Here is a 26,693-nt window from a genome sequence, read left to right on the forward strand (position 1 = left end):
ATAAATAAAAGTTTTTCCTCTGCCTTCCCCCTCTTGTAGGGGGAATGAGGGGGTGCACACTGATGAAGAATCTGTGTGCATCTGTGTTCGTATTATCAAGAATTATCTGCTTTTGTGCTGATAGAAAGGGAATTAAGGGGTGAAATTCTGCAAAATATGACTACTGAAGAAATTAGAGTTCGCGGTACTGTTCAAGGAGTAGGATTTCGCCCTACTGTTTATCGACTGGCGAAAGCTTGCGGATTGTGTGGTGATGTCTGTAATGATGGTGAAGGTGTCTTAATTCGCGTATCTGGGACTGGTGCATCTATAGAAGAATTTGTGAAAAGATTGCAACAAGAATGTCCTCCGTTAGCAAGAATTAATGAACTAACACGTAACCGCTGTGATGGGGAATTTTCTTTCAATGATTTTGTGATTTCTCACAGTGTTAGTAGTGCGGTAAAAACAGAAATTGCCCCCGACGCTGCGACTTGTCCGCAATGCCAACAAGAAATCTTCGACTTCTATAGCCGCTGGTATCGCTATCCCTTTACTAATTGTACCCATTGCGGCCCCCGCCTGAGTATTATTCGTACCATTCCTTATGACCGTTGCAACACCAGCATGGCTGCGTTTTCTATGTGTCCGGAGTGCGCTAAAGAATATAACGATGTTGAAAATCGCCGCTTTCATGCCCAACCTATAGCTTGTCATGTTTGTGGCCCCAAAGCATGGTTAGAACGTGCTGATGGTAAACCAATTACAGCTTCAATGTTTTCCATGCTGGATGATGTCGATGCTGTCTGTACTTTGTTGCAAAAAGGTGAGATTGTGGCTATCAAAGGCATAGGCGGGATTCATCTTGCTTGCGATGCAACGAATGAAACTGCTGTGCAAAAACTACGCCAGCGCAAGCAACGGTATCACAAACCTTTTGCTTTGATGGCACGTGACATTGAAATAATTGCACAATACTGCACTATCAGTGATAAAGAAAGAGAATTACTGCAAACTCCCGCCGCACCAATTGTGTTAATGCGGGTAAAGGAAATAAAGGAACAAAGAGGAATTACTTCTCTCCCCATCTTCCCATCAGTAGCACCAGGGCAAAATACCCTCGGCTTCATGCTACCTTATACACCCTTGCATCACTTAATTCTCAAGCGGATGAATCGCCCAATTGTCCTAACTAGTGGCAATCTTTCTGATGAACCGCAATGTATTGATAATGATGAAGCACGAGAAAAATTAGGGCAAATTGCTGATTATTTTCTTTTACATAATCGGGAGATTGTTAACCGCGTAGATGATTCAGTGGTGCGAGTAGTTTGCGATCAAGTACGAATGATTCGTCGTGCCAGAGGATATGCACCAGCACCAATTAATTTACCATCTGGGTTTCATGATGTTCCCCAAATTTTAGCAATGGGCGGCGAGTTAAAAAATACCTTTTGTTTAATCCGAGATGGACAAGCAATTTTATCTCAACATTTGGGAGATTTAGAAAACGCTGCCGCTTTTACTGCTTATCAAGATACTCTCAATTTATACTTGAATTTATTCGAGCATAAACCAAAAGCGATCGCCATCGATAAACACCCCGAATATCTGTCAACAAAACTCGGCAAAGAACTAGCAGCGGCAAATCAAATCAAACTCTACCCCATTCAACACCATCACGCCCATATTGCTGCTTGCATGGCAGAACATCATCTGCCTCTGGATTCACCACCTGTGTTAGGTATCGCCTTAGATGGTTTAGGTTATGGTGAAGATAACACACTCTGGGGTGGAGAATTTTTATTAGCAAATTACCAGACTTTTCAGCGACTAGCAAAATTTAAGCCAGTGGCAATGATTGGTGGAGAACAAGCAATTTATCAACCTTGGCGTAACACCTATGCTCAATTAATTTCAGCTTTTAGTTGGGAATATTTAAAAAATAAATATGGCACTTTAGAAATAATCAAATTTTTAGAACAAAAGCCATTAAACCTTCTTAACCAACTTAATTTAAAAAGAATCAACTCACCATTAGCTTCTTCAGTGGGACGATTGTTTGATGCTGTCGCCGCTGCTATCGGTATTTGCCGAGAAGAATGTAGCTATGAAGGACAAGCAGCAATTGAAATGGAAGCTTTAGTCGATGCCAGTAGCTTAAATAATAATGAAGAAAAACTAAATTATTCTTTTGATATTGCCATTTTAGATAATATTTACTGTATAGACCCTCGACCAATGTGGCAAGCCTTACTAGATGACTTGCAGCAGCAAATTCCACAAAGAATCATGGCTGCGAAATTTCACACAGGTTTGGCTAAAGCTATAGTTGAGATGGTTAACCATCTGTGTCAAGAAAATCTAATCAAAAATATCGTTTTAACAGGAGGAGTTTTTCAAAATAGTATCTTGTTAGACCAGGTTAGCAAACACCTGGAAACCTTGGGCTTAAATATACTAACTCACAGCTTAGTTCCTTGTAACGATGGCGGTTTATCACTTGGTCAAGCAATAATTGCAGCAGTTCAAATTCTCAGCGAATAACTCATCAACATTATATATATAGCAAATCTAGTAAATCTAAATAATTTGTCTGCTCCTCCTCTTTTTATTTGTGTACTTTGTAGTACTTAAAAAAAGACTTATTATCACCACAAAAATCTTAAATCCATAACACGCCTTTATAAGGAAAATAAACTATGTGCTTAGGCATACCCGGTCAAATCATCGAAATAACAGACACTAATAACAAACTAGCAATTGTCAACGTTGCTGGTGTCAAACGTCAAGTTAATATTGCTTGTATTATTGATGATCAACATCCTCCTGAATCTTGCGTTGGTGACTGGGTGTTAGTTCATGTTGGCTTTGCCATGAACCGCATTAACGAAAAAGAAGCAGTGGAAACATTACAGCTACTGCAAGAAATTGCAGAAGTAATGGCAACTGGTTAGTGGATAGTAGTTAGTGGATAGTGGTTAACAAGTAAAAAATTAACTACTAACTACTAACTACTAACTACTACCTACTAACTACTAACTACTACCTACTAACATTCATATGAAATATGTAGATGAATTTCGCGATCCTTCTAAAGCTGAGGCATTACTTGGGCAAATAGAAAAATTGTCCAACCTGTTGGGCAAGAATATCAAAATTATGGAAGTGTGCGGCGGTCATACCCATTCTATATTTAAATATGGTATTGAAGAAGTCCTACCCAAAGCAATTGAATTAATTCACGGGCCTGGTTGTCCGGTGTGCGTAATGCCAAAGGGTAGGTTAGATGATGCGATCGCGATCGCCCAAAATCCCAACGTCATCTTTGCTACCTTTGGCGATGCAATGCGGGTTCCTGGTTCCAAAACAAGCCTGTTGCAAGCCAAAGCACAAGGCGCAGATATTCGCATGGTGTACTCGCCACTGGATAGTCTCAAAATCGCCAAAGAAAATCCTAACAAAGAAGTTGTATTTTTTGCCTTAGGTTTTGAAACTACAGCCCCCAGTACTGCTTTTACCATCCTACAAGCAGCAGCGGAAAATATTAATAACTTCAGCATGTTTTGCAATCACGTCCTCGTGATTCCTGCTTTAGAAGCATTGTTGGATAATCCTGATTTACAACTAGATGGATTTATCGGGCCTGGTCATGTCAGTATGGTAATTGGCACTGACCCTTATCAGTTTATTTCCCAACACTATCACAAGCCAATTGTGATTTCGGGATTTGAACCTTTAGACATTCTCCAATCAATTTGGATGCTGTTAAGGCAATTAGTAGAAAATCGCTGCGAAGTCGAAAATCAATATAACAGATTGGTGGAGAAGGGAGGAAATCAAATCGCGCTTACTGCTATGAATAAAGTGTTTGCAGTGCGAGAAAATTTTGATTGGCGTGGCTTGGGTGATATACCCTATTCGGGATTAAAAATTCGTCCTGAATATGCCCAGTTCGATGCAGAATTGAAGTTTACGATTCCAAATCTTAAAGTTGCCGATCATAAAGCTTGTCAGTGTGGAGAAATTCTCAAGGGTGTGTTGAAGCCTTGGCAATGCAAGGTATTTGGCACAGCTTGCACTCCAGAAACACCAATTGGAACTTGTATGGTGTCTTCTGAAGGTGCTTGTGCAGCTTATTACAAATATGGTCGCTTTTCTCAGGTGGCGAAGGATATAGGGGTTGAGAAAGAAGGAGTAGGGGTTTAGCGAACGGAAGAATATTTTTTTAACTAACCACATAGACGCGCTAGCGGCTTCCCGCTAGGGTAGGACACAAAGGACACGAAGAAGATTATGCCATTTATTACTGTTCAAATTGCTAAAGGTCATTCTATAGAAAAGAAACGGCAACTGGTGCAAGCAATTACTGATGCACTAGTTTCTACTATGGGTACTAAACCAGAGTGGGTGACAGTACACATTGATGAATTTGAACGAGAGAATTGGGGCGTGGGGGGTGTTTTGCATATTGATAAACATAGTGGTAGGCACGTTGAAAAAGGTGTATAAATCTAGTTAGTTGTAAGGTGCGTTACGCTTTAGCTAACGCACCTGATTAAGCTGAATTACAATTTAAATATGAAAATTTACTCTGCTAATTCCTCCCAAAATACTCTCTTTCAAAATATCGAAAAAATCCGCCGTCGTCGGGGCAAAGTACACGATACTAACATCACTCTTGCGCATGGTAGTGGCGGTAAAGCGATGCGCGATTTAATCGATGATATTTTTGTCAGTAATTTTGATAATCCGATTCTTTCACAATTAGAAGACCAAGCAACTTTTAATTTAACAAGTCTCCTTGAACAGGGAGATAGACTTGCTTTTACCACTGATTCCTATGTTGTAGACCCTTTATTTTTTCCTGGCGGTAATATAGGAGAATTAGCTGTTAATGGCACTATCAATGATTTAGCAGTGAGTGGTGCTAGACCATTATATCTTACCTGTAGCGTCATTTTAGAAGAAGGATTACCAATAGAAACATTGCGACGTGTCGCTATCAGCATGAAATCTGCTGCGAATAAAGCAGGCATACAAATTGTCACTGGTGACACAAAAGTCGTGCATCGCGGTGCAGCCGATAAATTGTTTATTAATACAGCGGGTATCGGTGTAATTCGTGCAGGTGTTTCTATTTCTGCCCACAATATTCAAGCTGGAGATGTAGTAATTATTAATGGTGAATTGGGCAATCATGGCACAGCAATTTTAATTGCCCGTGGCGAATTAGCATTAGAATCTAATATTGAAAGTGATTGTCAGCCGTTACATAGTTTAGTAGAAACTATCCTTGATGTGTGTCCCGAAGTTCATGCTATGCGAGATGCTACACGCGGCGGTTTAGCCACAGTATTAAATGAATTTGCCCTCAGTTCTGATGTAGCAATCCGCCTTGATGAATTATCTATCCCAATCAGAGAAGAAGTAAAAGGCGTTTGCGAAATATTAGGTTTAGATCCCTTGTATTTGGCAAATGAAGGTAAATTAGTCGTGGTTGTAGGACGCGAACACGCTGATACTGTCTTATCAGCAATGAAATCTCACCCAGACGGAAAAGATGCTTGTATTATCGGTGAAGTTATTTCCTCACCAGCAGGTGTTGTTTTGTTAAAAACTATTTTTGGTGCTGAACGCATTGTTGATATGCTTGTTGGCGACCAACTGCCACGAATTTGTTAGTTTTTATCTAAAAATTCTCACTTATTCTCCTCTGTGTTCTCTGCGCCTCTGTGGTTCATTAAACATGCACGAACTTGGCATCACGCAAAATATTGTTGCAATCGTATCCGAACATGCTCGCGGTTCCAAAGTCCAACGAGTATTATTAGAAATAGGCAAACTTTCAGCCATCATGCCTGACGCCATCCGATTTTGTTTTGATATCTGTTCTCAAGGTACAGTTTTAGAAGGGGCAAAATTAGAAATTTTAGAAACTCCTGGTTTGGGAAGATGTCGCCAGTGTGGTGCAGAAATTCTTCTAGAACAGCCCTTTGGGATGTGTAATTGTGGCAGCGTAGAAATAGATTTAATAGCTGGTGAAGAATTAAAAATTAAAGAAATAGAAATAGAGGAAGTATGTGTGTAACCTGCGGTTGTTCTGATGATAATGCGAAAATTGCTAATCCGGAGACGGGTGAAGCAGTGACAATTAATTCCAACGGTAATAGTCCTCACACTCACACCCTACCAGATGGCACTGTCATTACCCACTCTCACACTCACGATCATATCCACGACGAAGCATCACAAATTCACGCCAAAATACATAGCACAACTATATCTTTAGAACAGGATATCCTAGCAAAAAATAACCTGATAGCAGCCCAAAATCGCGGATGGTTTAAAGGTCGAAATATCCTGGCATTAAATCTCATGAGTTCTCCAGGTGCAGGGAAAACCACCCTCTTAACTCGTACCATCAATGATTTAAAGGATCAATTAACTATCAGTGTCATTGAAGGCGATCAAGAAACTATTAATGATGCAAAAAAAATTCAAGCGACAGGCTGTAAGGTTGTACAAATCAACACAGGTACAGGCTGTCATCTTGATGCAACAATGATAGAAAGAGGATTGCAAAAACTGAATCCGCCGCTAGATTCAGTGGTGATGATTGAGAATGTTGGTAATCTGGTTTGTCCAGCTTTATTTGATTTAGGAGAAAATCTAAAAGTAGTGATTCTCTCTGTTACCGAAGGAGAAGATAAGCCGATCAAATATCCCCATATGTTCCGTGCTAGTGAGATTATGATTCTCACTAAAATTGATTTGCTGCCTTATGTACAGTTTGACGTAGAAAAGTGTATAGAATATGCTCAGCAGGTCAATCCTCACATTCAGATTTTTCAAGTTTCAGCATTGACTGGAACTGGGTTAGAAAATTGGTATGAATGGTTAACACAAAAGGTAGCAAATTTGTCAATAATTTAAAACTCAAATATTACACTTAGGGACTTCCAAATAAAAAAACATACAATTTTTCTTGTGGGGTGGACATTCTGTCCGCCCATAACCAAGGGCGGGCGAGACGCCCACTCCACAAGAAGGGATAATTTATTTCTTGGTAATCCCTTACAAAAAGCGATCGCCTAAAACCTAACTTAAGCGATCGCGCTTGGTAATCAACATCCAGTTGCTGATATTTTGTCGCTAAGAAAGAATCGACTATTAAAGCCAATCTCGATAAGCCGAAATTTCATTGACACTAATTTCAAACGGCATCCCCTTACCAAATGGAGGATGAACGCGAATTTTAGTGTCACTGCTAAATTTTTCTAGCTTATTCCCTATTTGCAGAATATTGTTGACGATATGCCAGTAAGTTACTATGTCCGGACAGTCAATTACTAATTTCAGACTGCTACCATCTGTGGTGAGATACCACTGACAATTCGACAATAACACTTGGGTAATGCGATCGCACGCTTGAAAAAAGCACGCACCAATCGACTGTTCTAGTTCCAGATGCAGCATTCTATCTTGTGGCGTCACCTGGTTCGGTGGCATATCATCTGGATGCAAGAAGGGTTTTTTCATGATAATAGCCCTTTCTTTAATATTTGTTAGTGGTTAGTAGATAGTAGTTAGTAGTTAATTTTTTACTATCAACTACTAACCACTAACTACTAACTATTTTCAGACATAATTCTGCACTTCTTGATTGTAGCGTGTCAAACTTTCTAGGTTTTTTTGCAAATCAAAAGCTGAGGGTTTTAGCGCCAGTGCGTCCAGATTTAATTCATCCTGAAATCTTTTGATTTTGTCGCGACAAGTTGCTACGTCACCAATAGAGGATGTTTGAAAAGTAATTTTTTATGCTAGCCGCCTCACCATGATGCGTATCATTAGCCACATAAATAAATGCTTCTGAGGTGACAGGCACTGAAGTTAAGCAAGAACTATCTTCTACGATGTTTTGCAAGTTATTCTCATTTTTAAGCCTCCAGAGTTTCCATAACTCACTCAGAGTCAGGCTTATTCAAACCTCAGACCTTTATTTCCTCTCCAATAATTAAAAAAAATTAAATCGCATTTTTTATCAAAAAAAAAGTGATATGTTGGATACAGAATTGAATTTCGCAACTTTCTGGAGTAGCTTTCTGTAAGCTACTCCAGATTTCTAAATCTAAAACCCTACCAAAATTAGTGCTTTAGGCTGTTTGAAATGAGCCTGTGAGTGCAACTTAAAGCAGGACTAAAAAAAGTCCAATTGACCTGGAAATGCTTGCTATGACTGAGTTTGGGTTGAGTACAAAAAGACTTGTACCCTTCTCCATAAATACTTGTACTTCCACCTCAAAATACTAGTACCCCTACCCAAAAAGATTTTTTAATTCTTCATAAAGCCCTGCGAGTCTGGGTTTAAAATTTTGAGTACAAACTTAATAAATCTAATAAATCTTATCCAGATGCATTGTCAGCCCCCTTACTATCGGCTGATATAAAACATATATCGCCAATCACTTGACGCACCAATCAAGGAGCGATAAGTGAGTGGAGGGATGAGATAGCACCATGCCCCTGTGAACGAAGTCGCGGCTGTCAGCGCAAAATCCACCCACATCTTGTGCATGACACACACCAGCCAAGAAAATTGGGTTAATAGCCTACCCCGAACCCCGGTAGGCAACGCTAAAAACAGACGCGGCTTCCATTCCTGGCTTCAACGATGCCTAGTTGCGGTTTTTTGGAGCAGGCTGACGCGGAGACAGTAAGACGCGGTGACGCGGTGAACTGTTTTGATATTTTCCCCGCGTCTTTGTGTCCCCGTGTCTCGGTGTCAGGACTTCCATCTCCCACAGTGGCTGCCAGTCCATCGATTTTTGCGAAATTCAATGACTCCACCGTCTACAGGACTTATTACTTCCTCAATTACGGAACCCACCATTCAAGCGAAATCCGGTGGTTGCGGCGGATGCAGCAGCAGCACCACCGTGGAAATGGATGAAAAACTTCAAGAACGCATTGCCAAGCATCCCTGCTACAGCGAAGAAGCACACCATCACTATGCCAGGATGCACGTTGCAGTTGCCCCTGCTTGCAACATCCAATGCAACTACTGCAATCGCAAATACGATTGTGCTAACGAAAGCCGCCCAGGAGTAGTTAGTGAATTGCTCACACCGGAAGAAGCAGCACATAAAGTTTTGGTAATTGCAGGCAAAATTCCTCAAATGACAGTTTTGGGAATTGCAGGCCCTGGCGATCCCCTAGCAAACCCAGATAAGACTTTCCGCACCTTTGAGTTGATAGCAGAGAAAGCACCCGATATCAAACTTTGTTTATCAACCAATGGTTTAATGCTTCCCGAATATATCGATCGCATTAAACAGCTAAACATAGATCACGTTACTATCACCATTAACATGGTGGACCCAGAAATCGGAGCCAAGATTTATCCTTGGGTTCACTACAAGCGCAAGCGTTACAGAGGTATCGAAGGGGTAAAAATTCTGCACGAAAAGCAGATGGAAGGATTACAAGCCCTCAAGGAAGCCGATATTCTCTGCAAAGTCAACTCCGTGATGATTCCGGGAATTAATGATGAACACCTGGTAGAGGTGAATAAAGTCATTCGCTCTAAAGGTGCATTCCTTCACAACATTATGCCGCTGATTTCGGCACCGGAACACGGCACTCACTTCGGCTTAACTGGACAGCGTGGCCCCACTCCCAGAGAACTGAAAGCAGTACAAGACAAATGTGCTGGTAACATGAAAATGATGCGCCACTGTCGCCAGTGTCGTGCCGATGCAGTAGGATTATTAGGAGAAGACCGCAGTCAAGAATTTACTAAAGATAAATTCTTGGAAATGGCTCCAGAGTATGACCTTAGCAAACGTCAAGAAGTTCATGCAGGTATTGAAAAGTTTAGAGAAGAACTCAAAGCAGCCAAGGAAGCTGTAGAGACTTTGCATACAACGTCTCTACAAAACCGCCCGAAAATTTTAGTTGCAGTCGCAACCAAAGGCGGCGGCTTGGTCAACCAGCACTTCGGTCATGCGAAAGAATTCCAGGTTTACGAAGTCGATGGCAAAGAAGTGCGCTTTATCGGTCATCGCAAAATAGACCACTACTGTCAAGGTGGTTACGGCGAAACAGCGACTCTCGAAAATATCATCGAAGCGATCGCAGATTGTAAAGCGGTATTTGTTGCCAAAATTGGTGATTGTCCCAAAGAAAAATTGCACGCAGCTGGCATACAAACCGTTGAAACTTACGACGTAATTGACAAGGTTGCTTTGGAGTATTACCAGCAATACTTGCAGGAAAAAGTTAGTAGTTAGTCGTTAGTAGTTAGTAGTTATTAGTTAGTAGTTAACCAGTAACCACTATCCACTAACTACTAACCATCATCCATTACCTAAGCCTCAATCTGCCCTCTATGGAGAATAGTAATGGCTTACCAGGCGTTGCTGAATAATGGGATGAATGAGGCTGACGCACCAGACGCGGAGAGATTTTAATAATAAGTAATTATCCGAACTTGATATAAGAAGGGAAATCACATCGCAGGCTTGGTAATAGTTCTCCACTCCAAAGTCGAGACTGTATTGGCACTGTAGCGATGGAATAGTTCTGCTCACACCACAAATGCGATCGCATTTACTGCAAGCCCATATAGACAATGCCCAACCACGATTCGGTAAACGCAGAGATATTAAGGGGATACTTATATCTTGCACCTCTCAGGATAAACTACTAATACACAAATAGGAACGTAAATAAAGTGACTCCCAAAACGAAAACATATTCAAGTATTAAAAAGTAATTTATATAACTATGATAAAAACATATATTCAGTAATTTTCCGAAGAAAGGGCGATCGTTAACTTGAAACAGTAGCGGGATTTGCACTTCATCGCAGAAATATGAGAAAAAAGGGCGTGAAAAGCATATAGAAAAGCAAGAAAAATGGTTTCAATTCTTGCCCACGCCCAAGGGCTAGTTTACACTCTGTTGTCGAAGAAAAAAGATGTGTTAGGGAGTGGTTGCTGGTGGTGTCTCATATTGTGGATCTGTTGGTGTTGGAGTGGTTGCTGGCGGAGTCTCAGCAGGTGGAACTGCTGGTGTTGGAGTAGTTGCTGGTGGTGCAGTTGTTGGGGTTTCCGCAGCAGGTTCACAGGCTGCTATAAGTATGTTCAGTCCAACTGCTGAAGCTAGAAAAATCAATTTTTTTGTGTTCATAACTCCTATGAATGAAAATCAAAGTGACAAACAAGGCAATGACTTCTGGAGGATGAGCAAAGAAGCTGTTTCAAGAATTGCTTTATCCTGAGTGATTTCAAAATGCTTTACATCCATCCATAGTTGAAACTTCTCCAATTACACCCTCAAAATTCCATACCAAACAAATCCAAGAAATAGAAAATCGCAGGTAGGTGCGATCGCTGTTGTTACTTATCTGCTCAAAGATACGGAATGCATTTCATCTACACTCTCAAAGAGATTGATTTTTTGCAGATATGCCCAAAGCTTGGAGACATCAGCAGGCTGGGTACGATAACCGATATAGCCATCTGGGCGAATCAGATAAAGGCACTCGCCTGTGGCACTGTAGCGATGATGACACTTGCCTTGAGGGTCAAGTAGTATTGATTTGAACCACTCTAACTCCTCTGGTATTAGGGAATTCAACAGCACGATATGCACCTCTATGCGATCGCGAAATTTTTCCTCTTGTGCAGCTATAGTAAGCCTGTCGGTTCAGCTCCCACGATTAGTATATCAACCGACATCAGTACCTCCTGATTAATATCGCGTTCTTCTTAACTGCGATCGCCTTGGTTTTGCCACAACGGTTGCGAATCCTAGCATCCGCATCACACCACCTACACTCTCATCAACGCGAGTTTGCGTATCAGGACTACTAAGATTGCGTAAGCCATGTAAATCTAAGAAGCTAAATCCCACTTTGGAGAAGAAAGGAATGAGGCAGAACAGAAACGTATCCACAGTTTGATCGAAAACTCTAAAACCTGAAGGGCCGAGAATCCACACAATTGGATAGCAAATCCACAGCACTGTGAAATAGGTAGCAATTCTGTTATAGAAACTACTGAGAGCTGAGTCTTGACTGCTAGCCTTGGCACGCAACGGCCCCCAAATTCCTCCCAAAATGACTAAAAAAGCAACGACACTCCCCTCTCCCAATTTGGGAGAGGCGGGGTGAGGGAAGTACTATCTGTGTGAAAACGCCCAAACAATCCAGCCAAATGCTGTTAGTGTGCCATTGAAGTGTCAAAATTCCCAAAAAAAAGCGCCAGCAGTTGCTGGGCTATCAAAACTATAGTTGACAGTATTACATGATACTCTCCCCTAAAAAGCAGTAGTTGCCAAATTGCCGGATAGAGGGGCGATTTTACACCAATTTCTAAGCTTGGCTTTCTTTAGGAGCTAGGAATCTTCAAATAAGCGATCGCCGCGATGCAATCGCTCAGCCATTTGATAAGTTTGTCCTTGCGATCGCATGGTTGGTGCATGGGCTGCCAAATACCGCACTGCTGCAATCAATACCTGTATTCCTGCTGTTGTGTCGCACAGCAAATTATACTGGCGAACTGCGGCTTCGATTTCTTGAATAACATGAAAGCTACGGTCTTCTCGCAATAGCAATTTACCCACTACTGCTAAAAGTCGGTCAGGATTTCCACCACTGTACAGGTAACGGGCGACTAATGCACCTGCTTCATTCACCTGTTGCTGCCGATTCAGCAATTCTGGGAGTTCATCCAGCAAAGTTTCTGGGTTGTCTACGGTCTGATTTGCTTCTGGTAAACGTGCTGGTGGCACATTCAAAAAGCGGTTGAGATACACGCTCATGGCTGCGTCGAAGACTCCCCGCAATAATGACTGAGAAGCAACTCGCCGCAATCCTTGATGAACGGCATTGGCAAAAGTAAAAGAATGATGTGCCGTATCCCAATCCCCAAAGTCGTTGTTGGTGTGGAAGCGAGCAATTCGCAACGCTGCTGCATAAGCAACAACACCTGCTAATTCTTCCTCACTGCAACCAGATCGCAGTGCTTCTAACAGAGAATCTGCGATCGCTTGGGCATCCTCACCTAATAGTATTAATACTAATTTCTCACGACCAGACCACGTTCCTCGCCGATTTCGTCCTAACTCTAACGCTGCTGGCAACTCCGCAAAAGCACGATCCAAAATTGCAACCAAATCTATCGGATAACGCCAGGAATTTGACTCTTCCATACGTTCAGCGCTGGCATATTCAGCAACTAAGCTCGTCAGAACTGATTCTGCATTCTGCCAACCCGTAGCATCAAGAGCTTCCAGGGCTTTATTGGTAAAATCGATCGCATGACCAACATCAATGTAGCGATGATCTGTTGCAGCGGTAAACAACATCTCGGCAATTTGTTTTTGATCGGCACCTCCACGCACTGCTGACACCAAACACCGTTCTGCACCTTCTGCATCTCGCACTTCAATAAATTGGCGAAACCATCTTTTCAAGGTGTCTATGTCTGGTGTAGATGTGGGCAGTGGGTGAACTTCAAAACGTGGTGGTTGACCTGTACAATCACGCGCCACAGCCGCAAGACCGTGATAAAGGGCGCGGGGTCGGTCTTCCGGGTCAAGGTAGGGCAATAGATTCATCATACAAGTGTGCATAGTCAAACCCGCTCCCCAGCCTGCTTTCCGGTAACGTACCCCAAAATCAAGCCCGATGCGGAATGGGTCTGTTGGTTCGACACCTGCATCCAACAGCGCAATCACCGACTTAGCAATGACTAAGGAGATACCCTGTTCTAAACCATCTTGGAGACGCTGGTGCTGATGAGTCTGCGGATCTGCATGAGGTGCCAGATCCACCCACACCTCGCCATCGCGAATCTCTACAGGGAAAGCACGTACATCATCGGCCCAAGCATCAAAAGTACCGCCACTAGCAAGGTCAAAACGGGCATGATGCCAGTGACAAGTCAAAATACAGTCTTTGACCGTGCCTCGGTGTAAAGGAAAGCCCATATGGGGGCAACGGTTATCAATCGCATAAATTTTTTCACCCTGGCTGAAAAGAGCGATCGCCTGTCCTTCAGTGTAAATAACTTGACAACCAGCAGCTTTTACGTCGGTAACTTGAGCAACGCGCACATAATGTTGAGTATTAGTGGTTGCTTCCAAAGCTTGAGCCATGTTGCACCTCCTCCTTGGAAGATGGCAAGTCCTTTCTTTCACTCTAGCTACTGGGATTTGGACTGGAGGGAGTTCGTATCAATAAATAACAGGGAATAGGGAGAGTGGGGGAGGGGGGAGTAAGTAGTAAACAATCAATTACTAACCACTAACTACTAACCACTAACCACTAACCAATACATTAAGAATCTTCACAATTTTGATCGCGCGATCGCTTTTCTATAGGAGAATAAAAAATACTATCAAAAAATAACTTTGGTAAATTTTTTAAGCAACAAAACGTGTAAAAACGCCGACATTGGCAGTTGATGCATTTAGTTCTTTAGATATTGATGAGTTAGTCTTTAGAAATGAGCAAATGATTGCTCTTAATATCTTTTTCTGAGATTAACTTAGAAAATTGCGTGTCTGGTGAAGCGCAATAAAATCGGAGGGATAAATATGGCAATCCGCAATAATAATTCCGACACTAATTTGTGGCAAAAAATACAACAAGATTCCGTTAGTTGGGGAGCTTTAATACTTTGGGTTAGTGGGTTGTTAGTGATGTTAGCTTTGGTTACAATGTTTGCTTACGCTTAGAGGATGTTTTAAAAGTCCTCTTATCGGTAGCAAAAAGTTTTAGATCCCCCTAAATCCCCCTTAAAAAGCAGGGTGGTTTCATACAAACACCAGAAAAATTAATTAGTCCCTTCCCACCTAGGGATATTTATGTTAACGAACCACAAAGGACGCAAAGAACACAAAGAGTTTAAGAGGTTGGAGGAATTTAGATTTTTCCTTTTTAGAATGAAACAGCCCTGCTTAAAAAGGGGGACTTTGATTCCAGTTCCACCCTTTTTTATTCAGATAAATAATAACCCGTTGTCTTTTTAATGTGGTTCACAACTTTCTCATAGGACTCTGGGTTACTTACTGGATTGATAATGATGGGAATAATGCCGTCTGGCAACCAAAAAGTTATCCTGCCATTCGGCGGTTCAAAACAAAAGGAACTGATGCAGTTGAGATTAATTACGTATTCATTTCTCTCGTAATATATTTTTACCCAGTAGTTATTTTCTAATCCAGCTTCTGTAACATTTTTTATATACTCCAGAATTTTTTGGTAGTCTTGTTGGTTACTTTGAGGATTAACGATAATTGGGATGGCACAATCGGGTAACCAAAACGTTACCCTACCGTTCTGCTCATAACAAAAGGCACTTACACGCTCAAAATTCACAACATATTCTTTCCTCTCGTAACTGATTTTCACCCAGTACGACACAAAATATCCTCACGTCCCATATTTATCAGGAGCATATTACTGTACAGCACTCTCTTAGGAGAGTATAGTGCTTTAACTACCTGAACGTTTTGCGTGATTTCTCTGGAATATGGCGATCGCATGTGAAAAAATCTAGGATACTGGCACTGGTGTATGTCTGTCAGAGGCAGATTGAGAATGAGCGATCGCAGCCTCTATAAATCCTTGAAATAAAGGATGGGGGGCGCTGGGACGGGATTGGAATTCGGGATGGAATTGGCAAGCAAGAAAGAAAGGATGCTCAGACAATTCAATCATTTCCACTAAGCGTCCATCGGGGGATGTACCGCTAATTACATAGCCAGACTCTAAAAACAAGTTGCGGTAAGTGTTATTAAATTCATAGCGATGGCGATGCCGTTCGTAAATCACTTCTTCTTGATAAAGACGGAATGCCAGAGTATTAGGCAGAAGGCGGCAAGGATATAAACCCAAACGCATTGTGCCACCCAAATCTACTACATCCTGCTGTTCTGGTAACAGGTTAATCACTGGATTTTCTGTATGAGGTTCAAATTCGGCACTATTAGCATCCGTAAATCCCGCAACGTTTCTTGCCCATTCAATTACTGAGCATTGCATTCCCAAGCACAAACCAAGGAAGGGTGTTTGCTGAATGCGAGCGTATTTAATGGCTTCAATTTTGCCATCTACACCGCGAATACCAAAACCTCCCGGTACGACTACGCCATCGACACCATCCAAGTGATTTTCAATACCCTCAACTTCCAATTTTTCCGAGTCCACCCAACGCAGGTGTAGTTCGCTACTCATTGCAATCGCCGCATGGCGCAACGCTTCCACTACAGAAAGGTAGGCATCACTTAATTGTACGTATTTACCGACAATAGCAATTTCTACACGATGTTTGGGGCTATACAGCCTTTCCACTAAAGTTTGCCACTGATTCAAATTCGGTTGGCGTTGCTCCATATTCAGCAACTCTAGCGTTTGCTGTGCCAGTCCTTCCCGTTCTAAAATCAGCGGTACTTCATAAATGCTCTTGGCATCAATCGCAGGAATTACACATCCCACAGGCACATCGCAAAACTCAGACAATTTCTGTCTTAATCCGGTTGGTAGGTGGCGATCGCACCGACACACTAAAATATCTGGTTGAATGCCAATCGAACGCAGTTCTTTGACAGAATGCTGCGTCGGCTTAGTTTTCATCTCACCTGCCGAAGCAATCCACGGTATCAAAGTTACGTGCAAGTACAACACGTTTTGCCGTCCCACATCCTTGCGGAATTGGCGAATTGCTTCCAAAAACGGTAGTGATTCTATATCTCCCACCGTACCGCCAATTTCTGTAATTACCACGTCAGGATTAGTATCTTTGGCAACTCTGGCAATTCTGTCTTTAATTTCATTGGTAATGTGGGGAATCACCTGTACTGTGCCGCCATTATAATCGCCACGCCGCTCTCGATTAATTACTGCTTGGTAGATCGAGCCAGTAGTAACACTGTTGAGACGGGACATTGAGGTATCAGTAAAGCGCTCGTAATGCCCCAAGTCTAAGTCCGTCTCAGCACCATCCTGGGTAACAAATACTTCACCATGCTGAAACGGACTCATTGTTCCTGGATCAACATTAATATAAGGATCGAGTTTGAGAATTGACACAGAATAATTTCGGGATTTAAGCAAACGTCCTAGACTTGCTGCTACAATGCCTTTGCCGATACTGGAAACTACACCACCGGTAACAAATACAAACTTAGTCATAATTTGTAATTTTTAGTAACTTCTCCGAATACACCCCGTCATTCTGACACAGTAATTGTTGTGAATCTTAATGAATTTTGGCGTGAAAACACTTTTAGGAATTTTAATATTATTAGGTTTTCTAGTCGCTTCCTCCGTAGTAGTTGTGGCACAAGAACAATCTCTCAAGGTTGTTTATCCCCCCCCAAATCACCAAACCACCGCCGATCAAATTTTTTTCATTGGCACAGCCCCACCAACCGGACAGGTTTTAATCAATGGTAAGCTAATTACCCGCAGTAAGTCTGGTCATTTTGCCCCTAGTATACCTTTGCAGTTGGGAGAAAATAATTTTACTGTCAACTACCAAAATCAAGCAGTTCAAATTCAGGTGAAAAGGCTTGCCAGCGAACCTGAACTACCGCAGGGATTAGCCTTTGCCAAAGATTCCCTGACTCCAACAGTTGATATTGCCAGACTCCCAGGAGAACTGATTTGTTTTAGTGCGATCGCCCCTCCCTACGCCAGTGTATCTGTGAAGTTGGGCAATCAAACAATTCCTCTTTCGCCCCAACCCCAGCAAGCACAACTGCCAGGTAATTTGGCAGCGCTGACAGGACGAAACCAGCCTACTGCTCATCATAGTGCTAGCAAGTACGAGGGTTGCACTACTGCGGACGATACTCAAGAAGTGGATTTGGGTAAACCTCAGTTTCAACTTACGCTCAATGACAAAACAATAACTCAAGAAGGACAGGGAAAAATCACCATCCTCTCACCTGCAAAACTGCAAGTTGTGGAAGTAACAGCCGATGCTGGTGTTGCCCGCACTGGCCCCAGCACAGATTATTCTCGACTGACGCCCCTACCCAAAGGTACGTGCGCAGCAGTCACAGCTAGGGAAGGAGAATGGTTGCGCTTGGACTACGGCGGTTGGATTAATAGTAAAGAAACAACTATTATACCAGGGGCAATTCCTCCACGCTCAATCATTCGCAGTGTTGGTTATCGCCCACTTCCTAACGCGATAGAGATGGTTTTTCCTCTGCAAGTTCCTGTTCCGGTGAGTGTACAACAAAGCAATAGCACTTTCACTGTCACTCTCTACAATACCACCGCCCAAACAGATATTATTCGTTTGGATGATAACCCCTTGATTTCTCGCCTAGATTGGCAGCAGGTGACACCAGAGCAAGTGCAATACACCTTTAACCTCAAAAAAGACCAACAGTGGGGATATCAGCTGAAATACAACGGTACAAGCTTGGTTTTGAGTTTGCGTAAACCACCCGTACTTCCGCGTAGCAAACAAAAACCGTTAACTGACATCAAAATCCTTCTCGATCCGGGACATGGCGGTAAAGAATCTGGTGCTAGAGGCCCGACTGGATATTTAGAAAAAGATGTCAACTTGAAGGTATCTAAATTAGTGCGGGACGAGTTGAACAAGCGAGGCGCGACAGTAGTGATGACGCGAGAAGAGGATAAAGACGTGTCGCTTCCCGAACGCCAAGCAATCATTGATAAAGAACAACCCGCCATTGCCATTTCCATCCATTACAACTCCCTCCCCGATGATGGTGATGCTGAAAATACCAAAGGAGTGGGAACGTTTTGGTATCATCCCCAAGCACACAGCCTAGCTGTATTTATGCATAACTCTTTAGTGAAAAAGCTCAAACGACCTTCTTATGGGGTGTTTTGGAATAACCTGGCACTGACACGTCCGGCGAGTGCGCCATCAGTACTGCTGGAGTTGGGTTTTATGATTAACCCAGATGAATTTGAGTGGGTGACGAATGAGAAGGAACAAAAGAAATTAGCAAGGGCGATCGCAGACGGAATTGTAGAGTGGTTCAAGAAGGTTCAATAAATCATCTTTTCTATCTTGAAAATAGGGGAAAGGGGAGCGTAAGCGCCCTTGGAGGTTCCCGAGGCAGTGCGCCCTTGCGCTTCGCCGACTTGTAGACGCGCAGCGGCTTCCGCAGGTAGCACCTGCCGTTGGGTTGTAGCGACTGGCGTGAAAGGTTAAGGGGGAAAGGAGAGATTTATTTTCATCCGTTTGGTGTGTGATGAAATCGCATGGGCGTCTGACTTGAAAGTAACCTCACCCCGTCCTACCACCGGACACCCCTGGGGGGTGAGGTTTTTTCATCGCGACTGCCATCAAAGCAAATTTAGACTCTGGAATTGAAATTAGCGATCGCCTGATTCATTCAGTACATCATTTGCAACACAACCCGCGCAAAGTATCTAAAACGACACAATTAACGGCCAATATTCGCGCCTAAAGCACGCCAAGTGTTAATACCGACAATCCCATCTACAACTAGATTATGTTTCCTTTGAAAGTCTTTGACTGCTTGTTGAGTTTGAGAACCAAAATTAGCATCAAAAGGTATGTTGTATCCATAACGGAGAATCAAAATCTGTTGTAGAAATCTTACTCCTTCACTTATTTGACCTATAGCTAGAGTTGGTAGATCCTGTAAAAGTCTCGTTTCAGTGGGAGCAGCAGCAGCGTCACCTCTAGCTTCAATTTGTTGTGGCATAGTCTGCACCTCTATGACTTTGTTTGAAAGTAAGAACATTCAGTTTGTAACCTAGTTACAACTGTAGTTTTGATGCTAAATAAAATTATTTTCTCCCCTTACAATCTGGATAATAGAGTCTGGTATTGAAAACTTAACATCGGAGCACTGGCGAATTCGTATGGCTTTGTCGTGGGTTGGTGGCTCTGTTGCACTACGTGCGTTAATTCGTGCGCCAATAGCCTCTGTCCTGTGGGCGTTCCTGGCGCATATTGTCCGGTTCCAAAGACGATTGCATGTGCCGATTCTGCTGCTTTGGCATCTGTATGTACCCGTACCGAACTGAAGTCATGTCCAAAGCGGGATTCCATGAAGGAACGGGTTTCGGGGTCGAGGGAATAACCGGGAGAGTAGAGGACTTCGTGGACGATGGGCGGTACTTGAGAAGATTCTTGATTTTGGCTTGAAGGGGTAACTGGATTGGCGATCGCTTTCGTCTGAATCGTCTCCTCTTCTTCCTCTTCTTCCTCAGGTTCAACCTGCCGTTGAAGTGCTGGTTCTGGCATTTGCATAACTTCATCAGCAATGCGATCGGCTTCCTGCTCATACTTATCCCCCGGTTCGCCGATCCTGAGCTTGGTTTGAATTCCCAGTTCTTCCTTACAACGCGGACAACCTCCACCGCAGGCACATTGGCGTTGCAGCAGTGGTATCCCTGTCGAAAGGGGGGAGGAATTGTGCGATCGCAGAGTCGGTGCAGATTTTGCCTTGACGAATTTCTGCCTAGTGGAATTGTTAGTGGGTTGTTTGGTGCCAAGGGTATTTTGTTTTAGCAGCAGCTGTTAGTGTTGAGTCTGTTGTATCTGGCTTTATAGTTACGGTTAGAGCGCCAATATTATAAACAAATGGAGGTGAACCTAGGGTAATGCCTAGGGCAATTTCTAAGCTTGTCTGGTTGGCAAGCAGATTGTTAATATACGCTTTGACCGCTACATCGGCTACGCGATCGCGATACTTAATGAGTTCATTTCTGGGCAATGCTTTGAGACGAGCAATAATCTCTGCATCGGATAAATCTCTTTCTGTAATTGTGAAGGTATCAAAACGATAATTAGTTTGTCCGATTGTAGAAAATGTGTTGAAGAAGTCCCTTCGTTGAATACGGGGTTCTGGTATCTGCATAATTTGGTCGGCAATGCGATCGCCCGGTTGGTCGATCTTGAGTTTGGTTTGAATCAGAGAAGATTCTTGGCAACGAGGACAACCGCCGCCACAGGCACAACTGGATTGGCGCTGCAATGCCATACTGGCTGAAGATCTATGTTGATCGGGCATTCGCAGCAGGGGGACGGATTTGGTAGTTTCCCTTTTTCTGTGGGAATCTTGTTTGATTGCAAGCGATCGCATAGTTTGATTACTCTTGAGGTTTACCGAAATGCCTTGTTGAATAGTTCGTCGAGTTTGCCAGGTAAACCTTGCTGAAATCTTTCCCCAAGCGGGATTCCATGAACAGCCTGGTCTGGGAATCTAGAGGAGATCCGGGCGATCGCAATACTTCATCCACAATCGACGGCGTTTCAGAGACTCCTGTTTGATGGGTGAGAGGCGCGATCGCCTTCGTCTGAATCATCTCCTCTTCTTCCTCTTCTTCCTCCTCAGTTTCCATCTGACGTTGAATAGCTGGTTCTGGCAAACGAATCCTCACCCACGAAAAATATTCCAGGCCAGGAACTGGTAACATCTTTCATTTGAATGCGGCAGTCGCGGATAGTGATTAACTCGCCTACGTGGGTTTCAATGGCGTGAGGGTCGCTGTCTAGGGGCGCTGATATTTGCAATCGGAACTGGCTCGGTGAAGTTGTTGTCAATTAGGATACCAATACCCGTATCATCGGCGGTAATGGCTAAGGACTCGATGTGGATATTTTGAGAAGCTGCGATGTGGATTACAGGGTTGGGAGTTGCAGAGGTGATGTGGCTGCGATCGCCACAGCCTCTGATAGTAATATTTTGCTTAGCTTTTATCAGTATATTCTCGGTGTAGACTCCGGGCAAAACGCAAATTTGACCGCCAGCAGCAGGCAAGTGATTCACTGCCTTTTGGATAGAATCAAAATCACCGTGACCTTGCTTACCGAGTTGCCAGCCGCAGGAATTGCACCGAAAATCGGCGCATTAGGTAGTTGCAGTTCGTTGCCATTCAGCGTCACTATGGCACCATAGGTTACTTTCCAATACCCTAAACTTTCATCATACTCAATCGCTTCCAGATAGAAGCTACTCAAGCCAGAGGAGGCGATCGCCGACAAATTGCCAGTAATCCTAACTTTGTTATCCTTAAATTCGCCCCGTCCCACCAGTCCGCCGTTGAACCAGCTACACTACCCTCAAGCTTGAGGTTCATATCGCTCAAATCTGAGGTGGCGATCGCAAATTTTTTCGTGCCATTGGTAATATCTGGATGATAGGAGGGGCGATATAAATAAAATTGCGAGAGTGCTTGCTTCCAGCAATTAATGCGATCGCCATACGATAAGTTTGGTACATCAACTATTGACAGCAGCAGACTTAAGGAAATGTCGGCTAGATCTTTGCGTTCGCGAATGCCGAGGAAAATTGTCACCAATCCGTAACGCCATAATGAGTGAGCGGGGTCTGCGATCGCCAGCACCTTTTCTGGCTCATCCCACAGTTGTTGAGCCAGCGCCAAAGTAGGCTGTGTGGCATTTACATCATTACAGAATGACAATTCATATCTTGATTCAGCAACGCCATTCTGCAAAAGCATTGGCGATCGCACTGTAAGGAATATTGCGCACCAATTCCAAAACATCGGTGGTAGGAAACGGCAATTGTCCGGTGAGTAGTTCGTAGAAACTAACGTCCAATGAATGAAAACCTGTACGATTGTTAAACGAACACTATTAATACTTGAGAATAATGTCAGTGAGATTATCACCTGCAACAAGTTTTATAATAAGATTTATCCTCTCAAAGTCAAAAATTAATGGTTTGGGCAGTAGGATATAAGTTGCAGGGCGATAAGTATATTATCGAACAAGTCCTGGGACAAGGAGGCTTTGGGGTTACTTATAAAGCACGGCATAGGTACTTAAATAATTTAGTAGTGATTAAAACGCCCAATGAAAGTCTGCGACATGACCCAGAATACCCTAAATATGTAAAGCGATTTCTTGAAGAAGGGCAGCGATTAGAAAAGCTTTGTGAAACTCAACATCCTAATATAGTGCGTGTCAGGGATTTGTTTGATGAAGGCGGTACATATTGCCTAGTGATGGATTTTGTTCAAGGCGAGAGTTTGTTTAATTTAGTGCAGCGACGGGGAGCGTTATCTCCACAAGAAGCAGTCAACTACATAAATCAAATTGGCGAAGCTTTGAAGGTAGTACACCAAGCAGGGTTAGTACATCGCGATGCTCATCCTGGTAACATCATGGTGCAGCAAGATGGTAGAGCAGTTTTAATTGATTTTGGCATTGCTGGCGAAACTGTCCCCATCACAGTAAGTTCAAAGTTTTTTGCCAATGTCGCCTTTGCCCCTTACGAGCAAATAGGAGGTGGTCGCAAGCCTAGCGTCGATGTTTACTCTCTAGCTGCTTCTTTATACTATGCAGTTACAGGTCAACGCCCGGCAACATCCCTTGACCGCAAACTATACAATACTCCACTCATTCCACCGCAGCAACACGTCTCAAGTATCAGCGATCGCTTGCAGGCAGCAATTCTCAAGGGGATGGAACTTGAACCCCAAGACCGACCCCAGACCATGCAGGAATGGTTGGAAATGCTAACTCCCATACAGGTTTTAACAGTTTGGTTGCCGGGGTATCAACTCCAGAGTGGTAAATATATTATCATCAGAATGCTCGCTCAAGGTGGTTTTGGCGTCACCTATTTAGCTAGGAGCGATAGAGGGGAACAAGTTGTCATCAAAACTTTGAATGAAACAGTGCAATGCCGACCTGACTTTGCCAAATTCCAGGAAGATTTTGTCAGAGAGGCACTACGGCTAGCCAAATGCAGTCACCCTCATATAGTGCGGGTTAACGATGTATTCCAACAAGGGCAGTTGTGGTGTCTCGTGATGGAATACATTCAAGGGAAAAATCTTGCAGATATAGTTGCCAATCGTAGTATTTTGCCAGAAGCTGAGGCAATAGGCTACATCCAGCAAATTGGAGAAGCCTTAACAGTGGTTCACAAACAAGGCTTGTTGCATCGAGATGTCAAGCCAGCAAATATAATCATACGTGCTAATCAGCCGGAAGCTGTATTAATTGATTTTGGCATTGCACGGGAATTTACGCATGATTTAACACAACTGCACACGGCAAACTTATCCGATCGCTTTGCACCGATTGAGCAGTATTTATCAGTAGCGAAACGGGGTGCTTATACTGATGTTTATGCTTTGGCAGCAACGTTGTATTTTCTGTTAACAAAAAGACTGCCTCCACCTGCTCCACTCAGGGCTAATGGTACGGAAGTATTAGAGCCACCACAGCAGATTAATCCCAGTATTAGCAACAGAGTGAATGAGGCGATTCTCAAAGGAATGGAGTTAAAGGCAAACAACCGTCCGCAATCAATGCAGGAATGGTTGCAATTGTTGAAGGAGCCTGGTAGCCAAAATCACACTAACCTGTCAAAAACCCCATCTTCGCCACCATCACCAACTGCCTGGTCACGGCGTAGAGTTATTCAAACTACTGGGTTGATAGCTGCTGGTTTTGCTGCAACAGTAGTAGGTCAAAGAATTTTTTCTAATACTTCTAATCAAACTTCGCGAGAACAACCTACTTCACCAACCCCCACCAGTAATACTCCAACATCTTCCCCAACAAATGCAACCGTCAAGGAACAAACCCTACAAACCTTTTATTTTGAAACTGTTAGTGTTGATGTATTGGGAAAGATCACCAACCGTCAAAATCACCAAGCAAATTATTTTGTAGAAGACTTGGGGAATGGTGTCACCTTGGAGATGGTACAGATACCAGGTGGTAAATTTCTGATGGGTTCACCGAAAAGAGAACAAGGAAGAAGACCAGACGAAGGGCCGCAACATCAAGTAACAGTTCCTGGGTTTTTCATAGGTAAGTATGAAATTACCCAAGCACAGTATCAGGCAATTATGGGTAATAATCCTTCAGATTTCCGAGAGGCAAAAAGGCCTGTGGAAAGAGTGTCTTGGAATGAAGCTGTAGAATTTTGTAAACGTTTAAGCCAGAAAACGGGACACACCTATAGATTACCCAGCGAAGCAGAATGGGAATATGCAGTTCGTGCAGGAACTACTACTGCCTTTTACTTTGGCGAAACTATTACGACTAATTTAGTTAATTACAACGGAAACTACACTTACGCTGCTGAACCAAAAGGTCAAAATCGCCAACAAACAACAAATGTGGGGAGTTTTCCGCCTAACGCCTTTGGATTATACGATATGCACGGGAATATGTGGGAATGGTGTGCCGACCATTGGCATGAGAATTATATAGGAGCGCCCACAGACGGCAGTGCATGGGTAGATGAAAACAATAACGACGGGCGGCTGCGTGTACAGCGCGGTGGTTCGTGGTACGGCAATCCGGAGGTCTGCCGTTCTGCCGTCCGCCTCTATAATGTCCCAAACAGCAGGCGCTTCGATGATGGGTTTCGGGTGGTGTGTGTTGGCGTTGCGATCGCAAGCAGATAAAAAACAACGCTAGACCTATAAATTTGGCATTTGTAAGAGGGAACAGGGAATAGGGAATAGGGAACAGTTTGATATCCCATGCTTAGATGAGTATGAAATGGCTGGTGGAACACGCAAGTCAGACCGACGAAAAGCACGCCCGGTGGTAAACCAAACGGTAAAGCTTGGGGAGTGATTAGCTGAGTAAACACTGATTTGATTCAAAACAAGAAATTTATACGCTCTCATGTAGGGTGCGTTGCGCCTTGCGACAACGCACCCTACTACTAGGGATTTGATAATATTAACAAAGTGGCGATCGCCTACAATCCAACTTAAGCGATCGCTGATTCAGATTGCTTGATGAGATGCCCAAACCAATCGCTGCTTCTGTTAGAACAACAACGTTGTGTCATTTTACCAATCAACAGGCAAACCCAATCTTTCCAAAGTATCGGCATCTTGCAATAATGGTTGAATCTCACTATCTATTTCAATGCGACCTCCAGAAAGCACTAAAGCACGTCGAGTCACTTTGCTTAGCCAATGCAAATCATGGGAGGCAATTAACATCACTTTTCCCTGCCACTGTAACAACAATTGAGCAAAATGACGCCGCCATGCCGGATCAAGACCGTTCGTCGGCTCATCCAAAATCAAAATATCAGGTTCTAAAGCTAAAATTGCAGCAAGGGCAGCAAGGCGTCTTTGCCCCCCCGACAGTTCGTGGGCAGAACGGTTGACGTAAGCTTCTAAACCAAAATTAGCTAACAAATGTCTTGCTTTGTCAATTGCTATGGCTGGTGATACACCATAGTTACGCGGGCCGAAGGTAACATCTTCGAGTATAGTTGGCATAAAAAGTTGGTCGTTGGCATCTTGAAAGCCAAAACCGATTTGACGACGCACTTGAGGTAAGGTTTTTGGTTCTAAAGGGATGCCATTAATCAAAATTTTCCCGCCTTGAGGTTGTTTTAAGCCAATTAGGTTCTCAAGCAAGGTGCTTTTGCCAGAACCAGTTGGCCCCATTAGCGCTACGCGATCGCCTGCATTTAAGGTAAAAGAAATTCCTCGTAAAACTGGTTCACCCTGGGAATAGGCATAAACTAGGTTTTGAACCACTACAGCTTGTAGCATTTTGGTTGGTTTTTGGTGGTTAGTGGTTAGTAGTTAGTGGTAGTCCTGTCAAGGTGGGTAAAAAACGAACCCAAATCTTAGTAGAGAAGACTATTTTCCTCTTTGTGTCCCTACCCTACGGGAAGCCGCCCTTGCGGTCGTCTACGCTGCGCTCGAGGGCAAG

General features: G+C 43.2%; 29 protein-coding genes and 1 pseudogene. 11 read left to right on the forward strand and 19 right to left on the reverse strand.

Annotation, left to right across the window (positions count from 1 at the left end):
- Positions 1-156: 156 nt before the first annotated feature.
- The 7 genes from hypF to hypB all read left to right on the forward strand — a co-directional run bounded on the left by hypF (position 157) and on the right by hypB (position 6,915).
- The gene (hypF, locus tag HXY43_RS14600) at positions 157-2,526 is read left to right on the forward strand and encodes a carbamoyltransferase HypF (RefSeq protein WP_290884062.1); all 2,370 of its coding nucleotides are present in this window, start codon (positions 157-159) and stop codon (positions 2,524-2,526) included.
- A 155-nt stretch (positions 2,527-2,681) separates the two neighbouring features.
- Positions 2,682-2,936: a HypC/HybG/HupF family hydrogenase formation chaperone gene (locus tag HXY43_RS14605; protein WP_290884005.1), complete on the forward strand. Its 255-nt coding sequence runs from the start codon at positions 2,682-2,684 to the stop codon at positions 2,934-2,936.
- A gap of 106 nt (positions 2,937-3,042) precedes the next feature.
- A complete protein-coding gene (hypD, locus tag HXY43_RS14610) occupies positions 3,043-4,188 on the forward strand; it encodes a hydrogenase formation protein HypD (protein ID WP_290884007.1) in 1,146 nt (381 codons plus the stop codon).
- Between the two features lie 87 nt (positions 4,189-4,275).
- Positions 4,276-4,491, forward strand: coding sequence for a 4-oxalocrotonate tautomerase family protein (locus HXY43_RS14615; protein ID WP_290884009.1), 216 nt, complete (start codon positions 4,276-4,278; stop codon positions 4,489-4,491).
- Positions 4,492-4,560: 69 nt separating this feature from the next.
- Complete coding sequence (gene hypE, locus HXY43_RS14620; RefSeq protein WP_290884011.1) at positions 4,561-5,664, forward strand: hydrogenase expression/formation protein HypE; 1,104 nt, start codon at positions 4,561-4,563, stop codon at positions 5,662-5,664.
- A 64-nt stretch (positions 5,665-5,728) separates the two neighbouring features.
- Positions 5,729-6,070 carry a hydrogenase maturation nickel metallochaperone HypA gene (gene hypA / locus HXY43_RS14625; RefSeq protein ID WP_290884013.1) on the forward strand — a complete coding sequence of 114 codons (342 nt, stop codon included), beginning with the start codon at positions 5,729-5,731 and terminating at the stop codon, positions 6,068-6,070.
- On the forward strand, positions 6,061-6,915 hold the full coding sequence (gene hypB, locus HXY43_RS14630; protein ID WP_290884015.1) for a hydrogenase nickel incorporation protein HypB: 855 nt from the start codon (positions 6,061-6,063) through the stop codon (positions 6,913-6,915). Before hypA ends, hypB begins: the two co-directional genes overlap by 10 nt.
- A 16-nt stretch (positions 6,916-6,931) precedes the next feature.
- On the opposite strand, the gene HXY43_RS14635 is transcribed toward hypB, so the two are convergent.
- From HXY43_RS14635 to HXY43_RS14650, 4 genes and pseudogenes are all read right to left on the reverse strand, one after another.
- A complete protein-coding gene (locus HXY43_RS14635) occupies positions 6,932-7,162 on the reverse strand; it encodes a hypothetical protein (RefSeq protein ID WP_290884017.1) in 231 nt (76 codons plus the stop codon).
- A complete protein-coding gene (locus HXY43_RS14640; protein WP_290884019.1) occupies positions 7,153-7,521 on the reverse strand; it encodes a hypothetical protein in 369 nt (122 codons plus the stop codon). The genes HXY43_RS14635 and HXY43_RS14640 overlap by 10 nt, the downstream gene beginning before the upstream one ends.
- 99 nt (positions 7,522-7,620) lie before the next feature.
- Positions 7,621-7,773 (reverse strand): annotated as a pseudogene (locus tag HXY43_RS14645) (LLM class flavin-dependent oxidoreductase); the annotation flags it as partial.
- An 843-nt stretch (positions 7,774-8,616) separates the two neighbouring features.
- Positions 8,617-8,820 carry a hypothetical protein gene (locus HXY43_RS14650; RefSeq protein ID WP_155960332.1) on the reverse strand — a complete coding sequence of 68 codons (204 nt, stop codon included), beginning with the start codon at positions 8,818-8,820 and terminating at the stop codon, positions 8,617-8,619.
- Between HXY43_RS14650 and nifB the strand changes: the two genes are divergently transcribed.
- The gene (gene nifB / locus HXY43_RS14655) at positions 8,820-10,271 is read left to right on the forward strand and encodes a nitrogenase cofactor biosynthesis protein NifB (RefSeq protein ID WP_290884021.1); all 1,452 of its coding nucleotides are present in this window, start codon (positions 8,820-8,822) and stop codon (positions 10,269-10,271) included. The two genes, HXY43_RS14650 and nifB, sit on opposite strands and share 1 nt — an antisense overlap.
- Before the next feature lie 694 nt (positions 10,272-10,965).
- Here nifB and HXY43_RS14660 read toward each other — a convergent pair.
- The 6 genes from HXY43_RS14660 to HXY43_RS14685 all read right to left on the reverse strand — a co-directional run bounded on the left by HXY43_RS14660 (position 10,966) and on the right by HXY43_RS14685 (position 17,185).
- Complete coding sequence (locus tag HXY43_RS14660; protein ID WP_290884023.1) at positions 10,966-11,172, reverse strand: beta-Ig-H3/fasciclin; 207 nt, start codon at positions 11,170-11,172, stop codon at positions 10,966-10,968.
- Positions 11,173-11,385: 213 nt separating this feature from the next.
- Positions 11,386-11,628, reverse strand: a complete 243-nt coding sequence (locus tag HXY43_RS14665) for a hypothetical protein (RefSeq protein WP_290884025.1) — start codon at positions 11,626-11,628, stop codon at positions 11,386-11,388.
- A 108-nt stretch (positions 11,629-11,736) separates the two neighbouring features.
- The gene (locus HXY43_RS14670) at positions 11,737-12,138 is read right to left on the reverse strand and encodes a bacteriorhodopsin (RefSeq protein WP_290884027.1); all 402 of its coding nucleotides are present in this window, start codon (positions 12,136-12,138) and stop codon (positions 11,737-11,739) included.
- A gap of 243 nt (positions 12,139-12,381) precedes the next feature.
- Positions 12,382-14,145 carry a Rieske 2Fe-2S domain-containing protein gene (locus tag HXY43_RS14675; RefSeq protein ID WP_290884029.1) on the reverse strand — a complete coding sequence of 588 codons (1,764 nt, stop codon included), beginning with the start codon at positions 14,143-14,145 and terminating at the stop codon, positions 12,382-12,384.
- 841 nt (positions 14,146-14,986) lie between these two features.
- Positions 14,987-15,415 carry a hypothetical protein gene (locus HXY43_RS14680; protein ID WP_290884031.1) on the reverse strand — a complete coding sequence of 143 codons (429 nt, stop codon included), beginning with the start codon at positions 15,413-15,415 and terminating at the stop codon, positions 14,987-14,989.
- A 132-nt stretch (positions 15,416-15,547) separates the two neighbouring features.
- Positions 15,548-17,185, reverse strand: a complete 1,638-nt coding sequence (locus HXY43_RS14685) for a CTP synthase (RefSeq protein ID WP_290884033.1) — start codon at positions 17,183-17,185, stop codon at positions 15,548-15,550.
- A 70-nt stretch (positions 17,186-17,255) separates the two neighbouring features.
- Between HXY43_RS14685 and HXY43_RS14690 the strand changes: the two genes are divergently transcribed.
- Positions 17,256-19,037: an N-acetylmuramoyl-L-alanine amidase gene (locus HXY43_RS14690; protein ID WP_290884035.1), complete on the forward strand. Its 1,782-nt coding sequence runs from the start codon at positions 17,256-17,258 to the stop codon at positions 19,035-19,037.
- Between the two features lie 394 nt (positions 19,038-19,431).
- On the opposite strand, the gene HXY43_RS14695 is transcribed toward HXY43_RS14690, so the two are convergent.
- Together HXY43_RS14695 and HXY43_RS14700 are read right to left on the reverse strand one after the other, a co-directional pair.
- Complete coding sequence (locus tag HXY43_RS14695) at positions 19,432-19,716, reverse strand: peptidoglycan-binding domain-containing protein (RefSeq protein WP_290884037.1); 285 nt, start codon at positions 19,714-19,716, stop codon at positions 19,432-19,434.
- A gap of 98 nt (positions 19,717-19,814) precedes the next feature.
- Positions 19,815-20,261: a DUF4157 domain-containing protein gene (locus tag HXY43_RS14700; protein ID WP_290884039.1), complete on the reverse strand. Its 447-nt coding sequence runs from the start codon at positions 20,259-20,261 to the stop codon at positions 19,815-19,817.
- On the opposite strand from HXY43_RS14700, the gene HXY43_RS14705 reads away from it, so the two are divergent.
- Entirely contained in the window at positions 20,262-20,528 is a 267-nt protein-coding gene (locus HXY43_RS14705) for a hypothetical protein (protein ID WP_290884041.1), read from the forward strand.
- Here the strand turns inward: HXY43_RS14705 and HXY43_RS14710 are convergent.
- The 6 genes from HXY43_RS14710 to HXY43_RS14735 are packed head-to-tail and all read right to left on the reverse strand — an operon-like array spanning position 20,491 to position 22,583.
- Positions 20,491-21,102 (reverse strand): hypothetical protein, encoded by a 612-nt coding sequence (locus HXY43_RS14710; RefSeq protein ID WP_290884043.1) that lies wholly within the window; start codon positions 21,100-21,102, stop codon positions 20,491-20,493. The two genes, HXY43_RS14705 and HXY43_RS14710, sit on opposite strands and share 38 nt — an antisense overlap.
- Positions 21,103-21,109: 7 nt before the next feature.
- Positions 21,110-21,436 carry a hypothetical protein gene (locus HXY43_RS14715; RefSeq protein WP_290884045.1) on the reverse strand — a complete coding sequence of 109 codons (327 nt, stop codon included), beginning with the start codon at positions 21,434-21,436 and terminating at the stop codon, positions 21,110-21,112.
- A gap of 53 nt (positions 21,437-21,489) precedes the next feature.
- On the reverse strand, positions 21,490-21,789 hold the full coding sequence (locus tag HXY43_RS14720) for a hypothetical protein (protein ID WP_290884047.1): 300 nt from the start codon (positions 21,787-21,789) through the stop codon (positions 21,490-21,492).
- Positions 21,786-21,980: a hypothetical protein gene (locus HXY43_RS14725; RefSeq protein WP_290884049.1), complete on the reverse strand. Its 195-nt coding sequence runs from the start codon at positions 21,978-21,980 to the stop codon at positions 21,786-21,788. The genes HXY43_RS14720 and HXY43_RS14725 overlap by 4 nt, the downstream gene beginning before the upstream one ends.
- Positions 21,977-22,483: a hypothetical protein gene (locus HXY43_RS14730; RefSeq protein WP_290884051.1), complete on the reverse strand. Its 507-nt coding sequence runs from the start codon at positions 22,481-22,483 to the stop codon at positions 21,977-21,979. The genes HXY43_RS14725 and HXY43_RS14730 overlap by 4 nt, the downstream gene beginning before the upstream one ends.
- Positions 22,458-22,583 (reverse strand): hypothetical protein, encoded by a 126-nt coding sequence (locus HXY43_RS14735; RefSeq protein WP_269321001.1) that lies wholly within the window; start codon positions 22,581-22,583, stop codon positions 22,458-22,460. Before HXY43_RS14735 ends, HXY43_RS14730 begins: the two co-directional genes overlap by 26 nt.
- 119 nt (positions 22,584-22,702) lie before the next feature.
- On the opposite strand from HXY43_RS14735, the gene HXY43_RS14740 reads away from it, so the two are divergent.
- Entirely contained in the window at positions 22,703-25,414 is a 2,712-nt protein-coding gene (locus HXY43_RS14740) for a bifunctional serine/threonine-protein kinase/formylglycine-generating enzyme family protein (protein WP_290884054.1), read from the forward strand.
- Between the two features lie 396 nt (positions 25,415-25,810).
- Here HXY43_RS14740 and HXY43_RS14745 read toward each other — a convergent pair whose 3' ends face one another.
- The gene (locus HXY43_RS14745) at positions 25,811-26,530 is read right to left on the reverse strand and encodes an energy-coupling factor ABC transporter ATP-binding protein (RefSeq protein ID WP_290884056.1); all 720 of its coding nucleotides are present in this window, start codon (positions 26,528-26,530) and stop codon (positions 25,811-25,813) included.
- Between the last annotated feature and the right edge of the window lie 163 nt (positions 26,531-26,693).

The sequence above is a fragment of the Fischerella sp. genome (assembly GCF_013388695.1).
Classification (GTDB): Bacteria; Cyanobacteriota; Cyanobacteriia; order Cyanobacteriales; family Nostocaceae; genus PCC9605.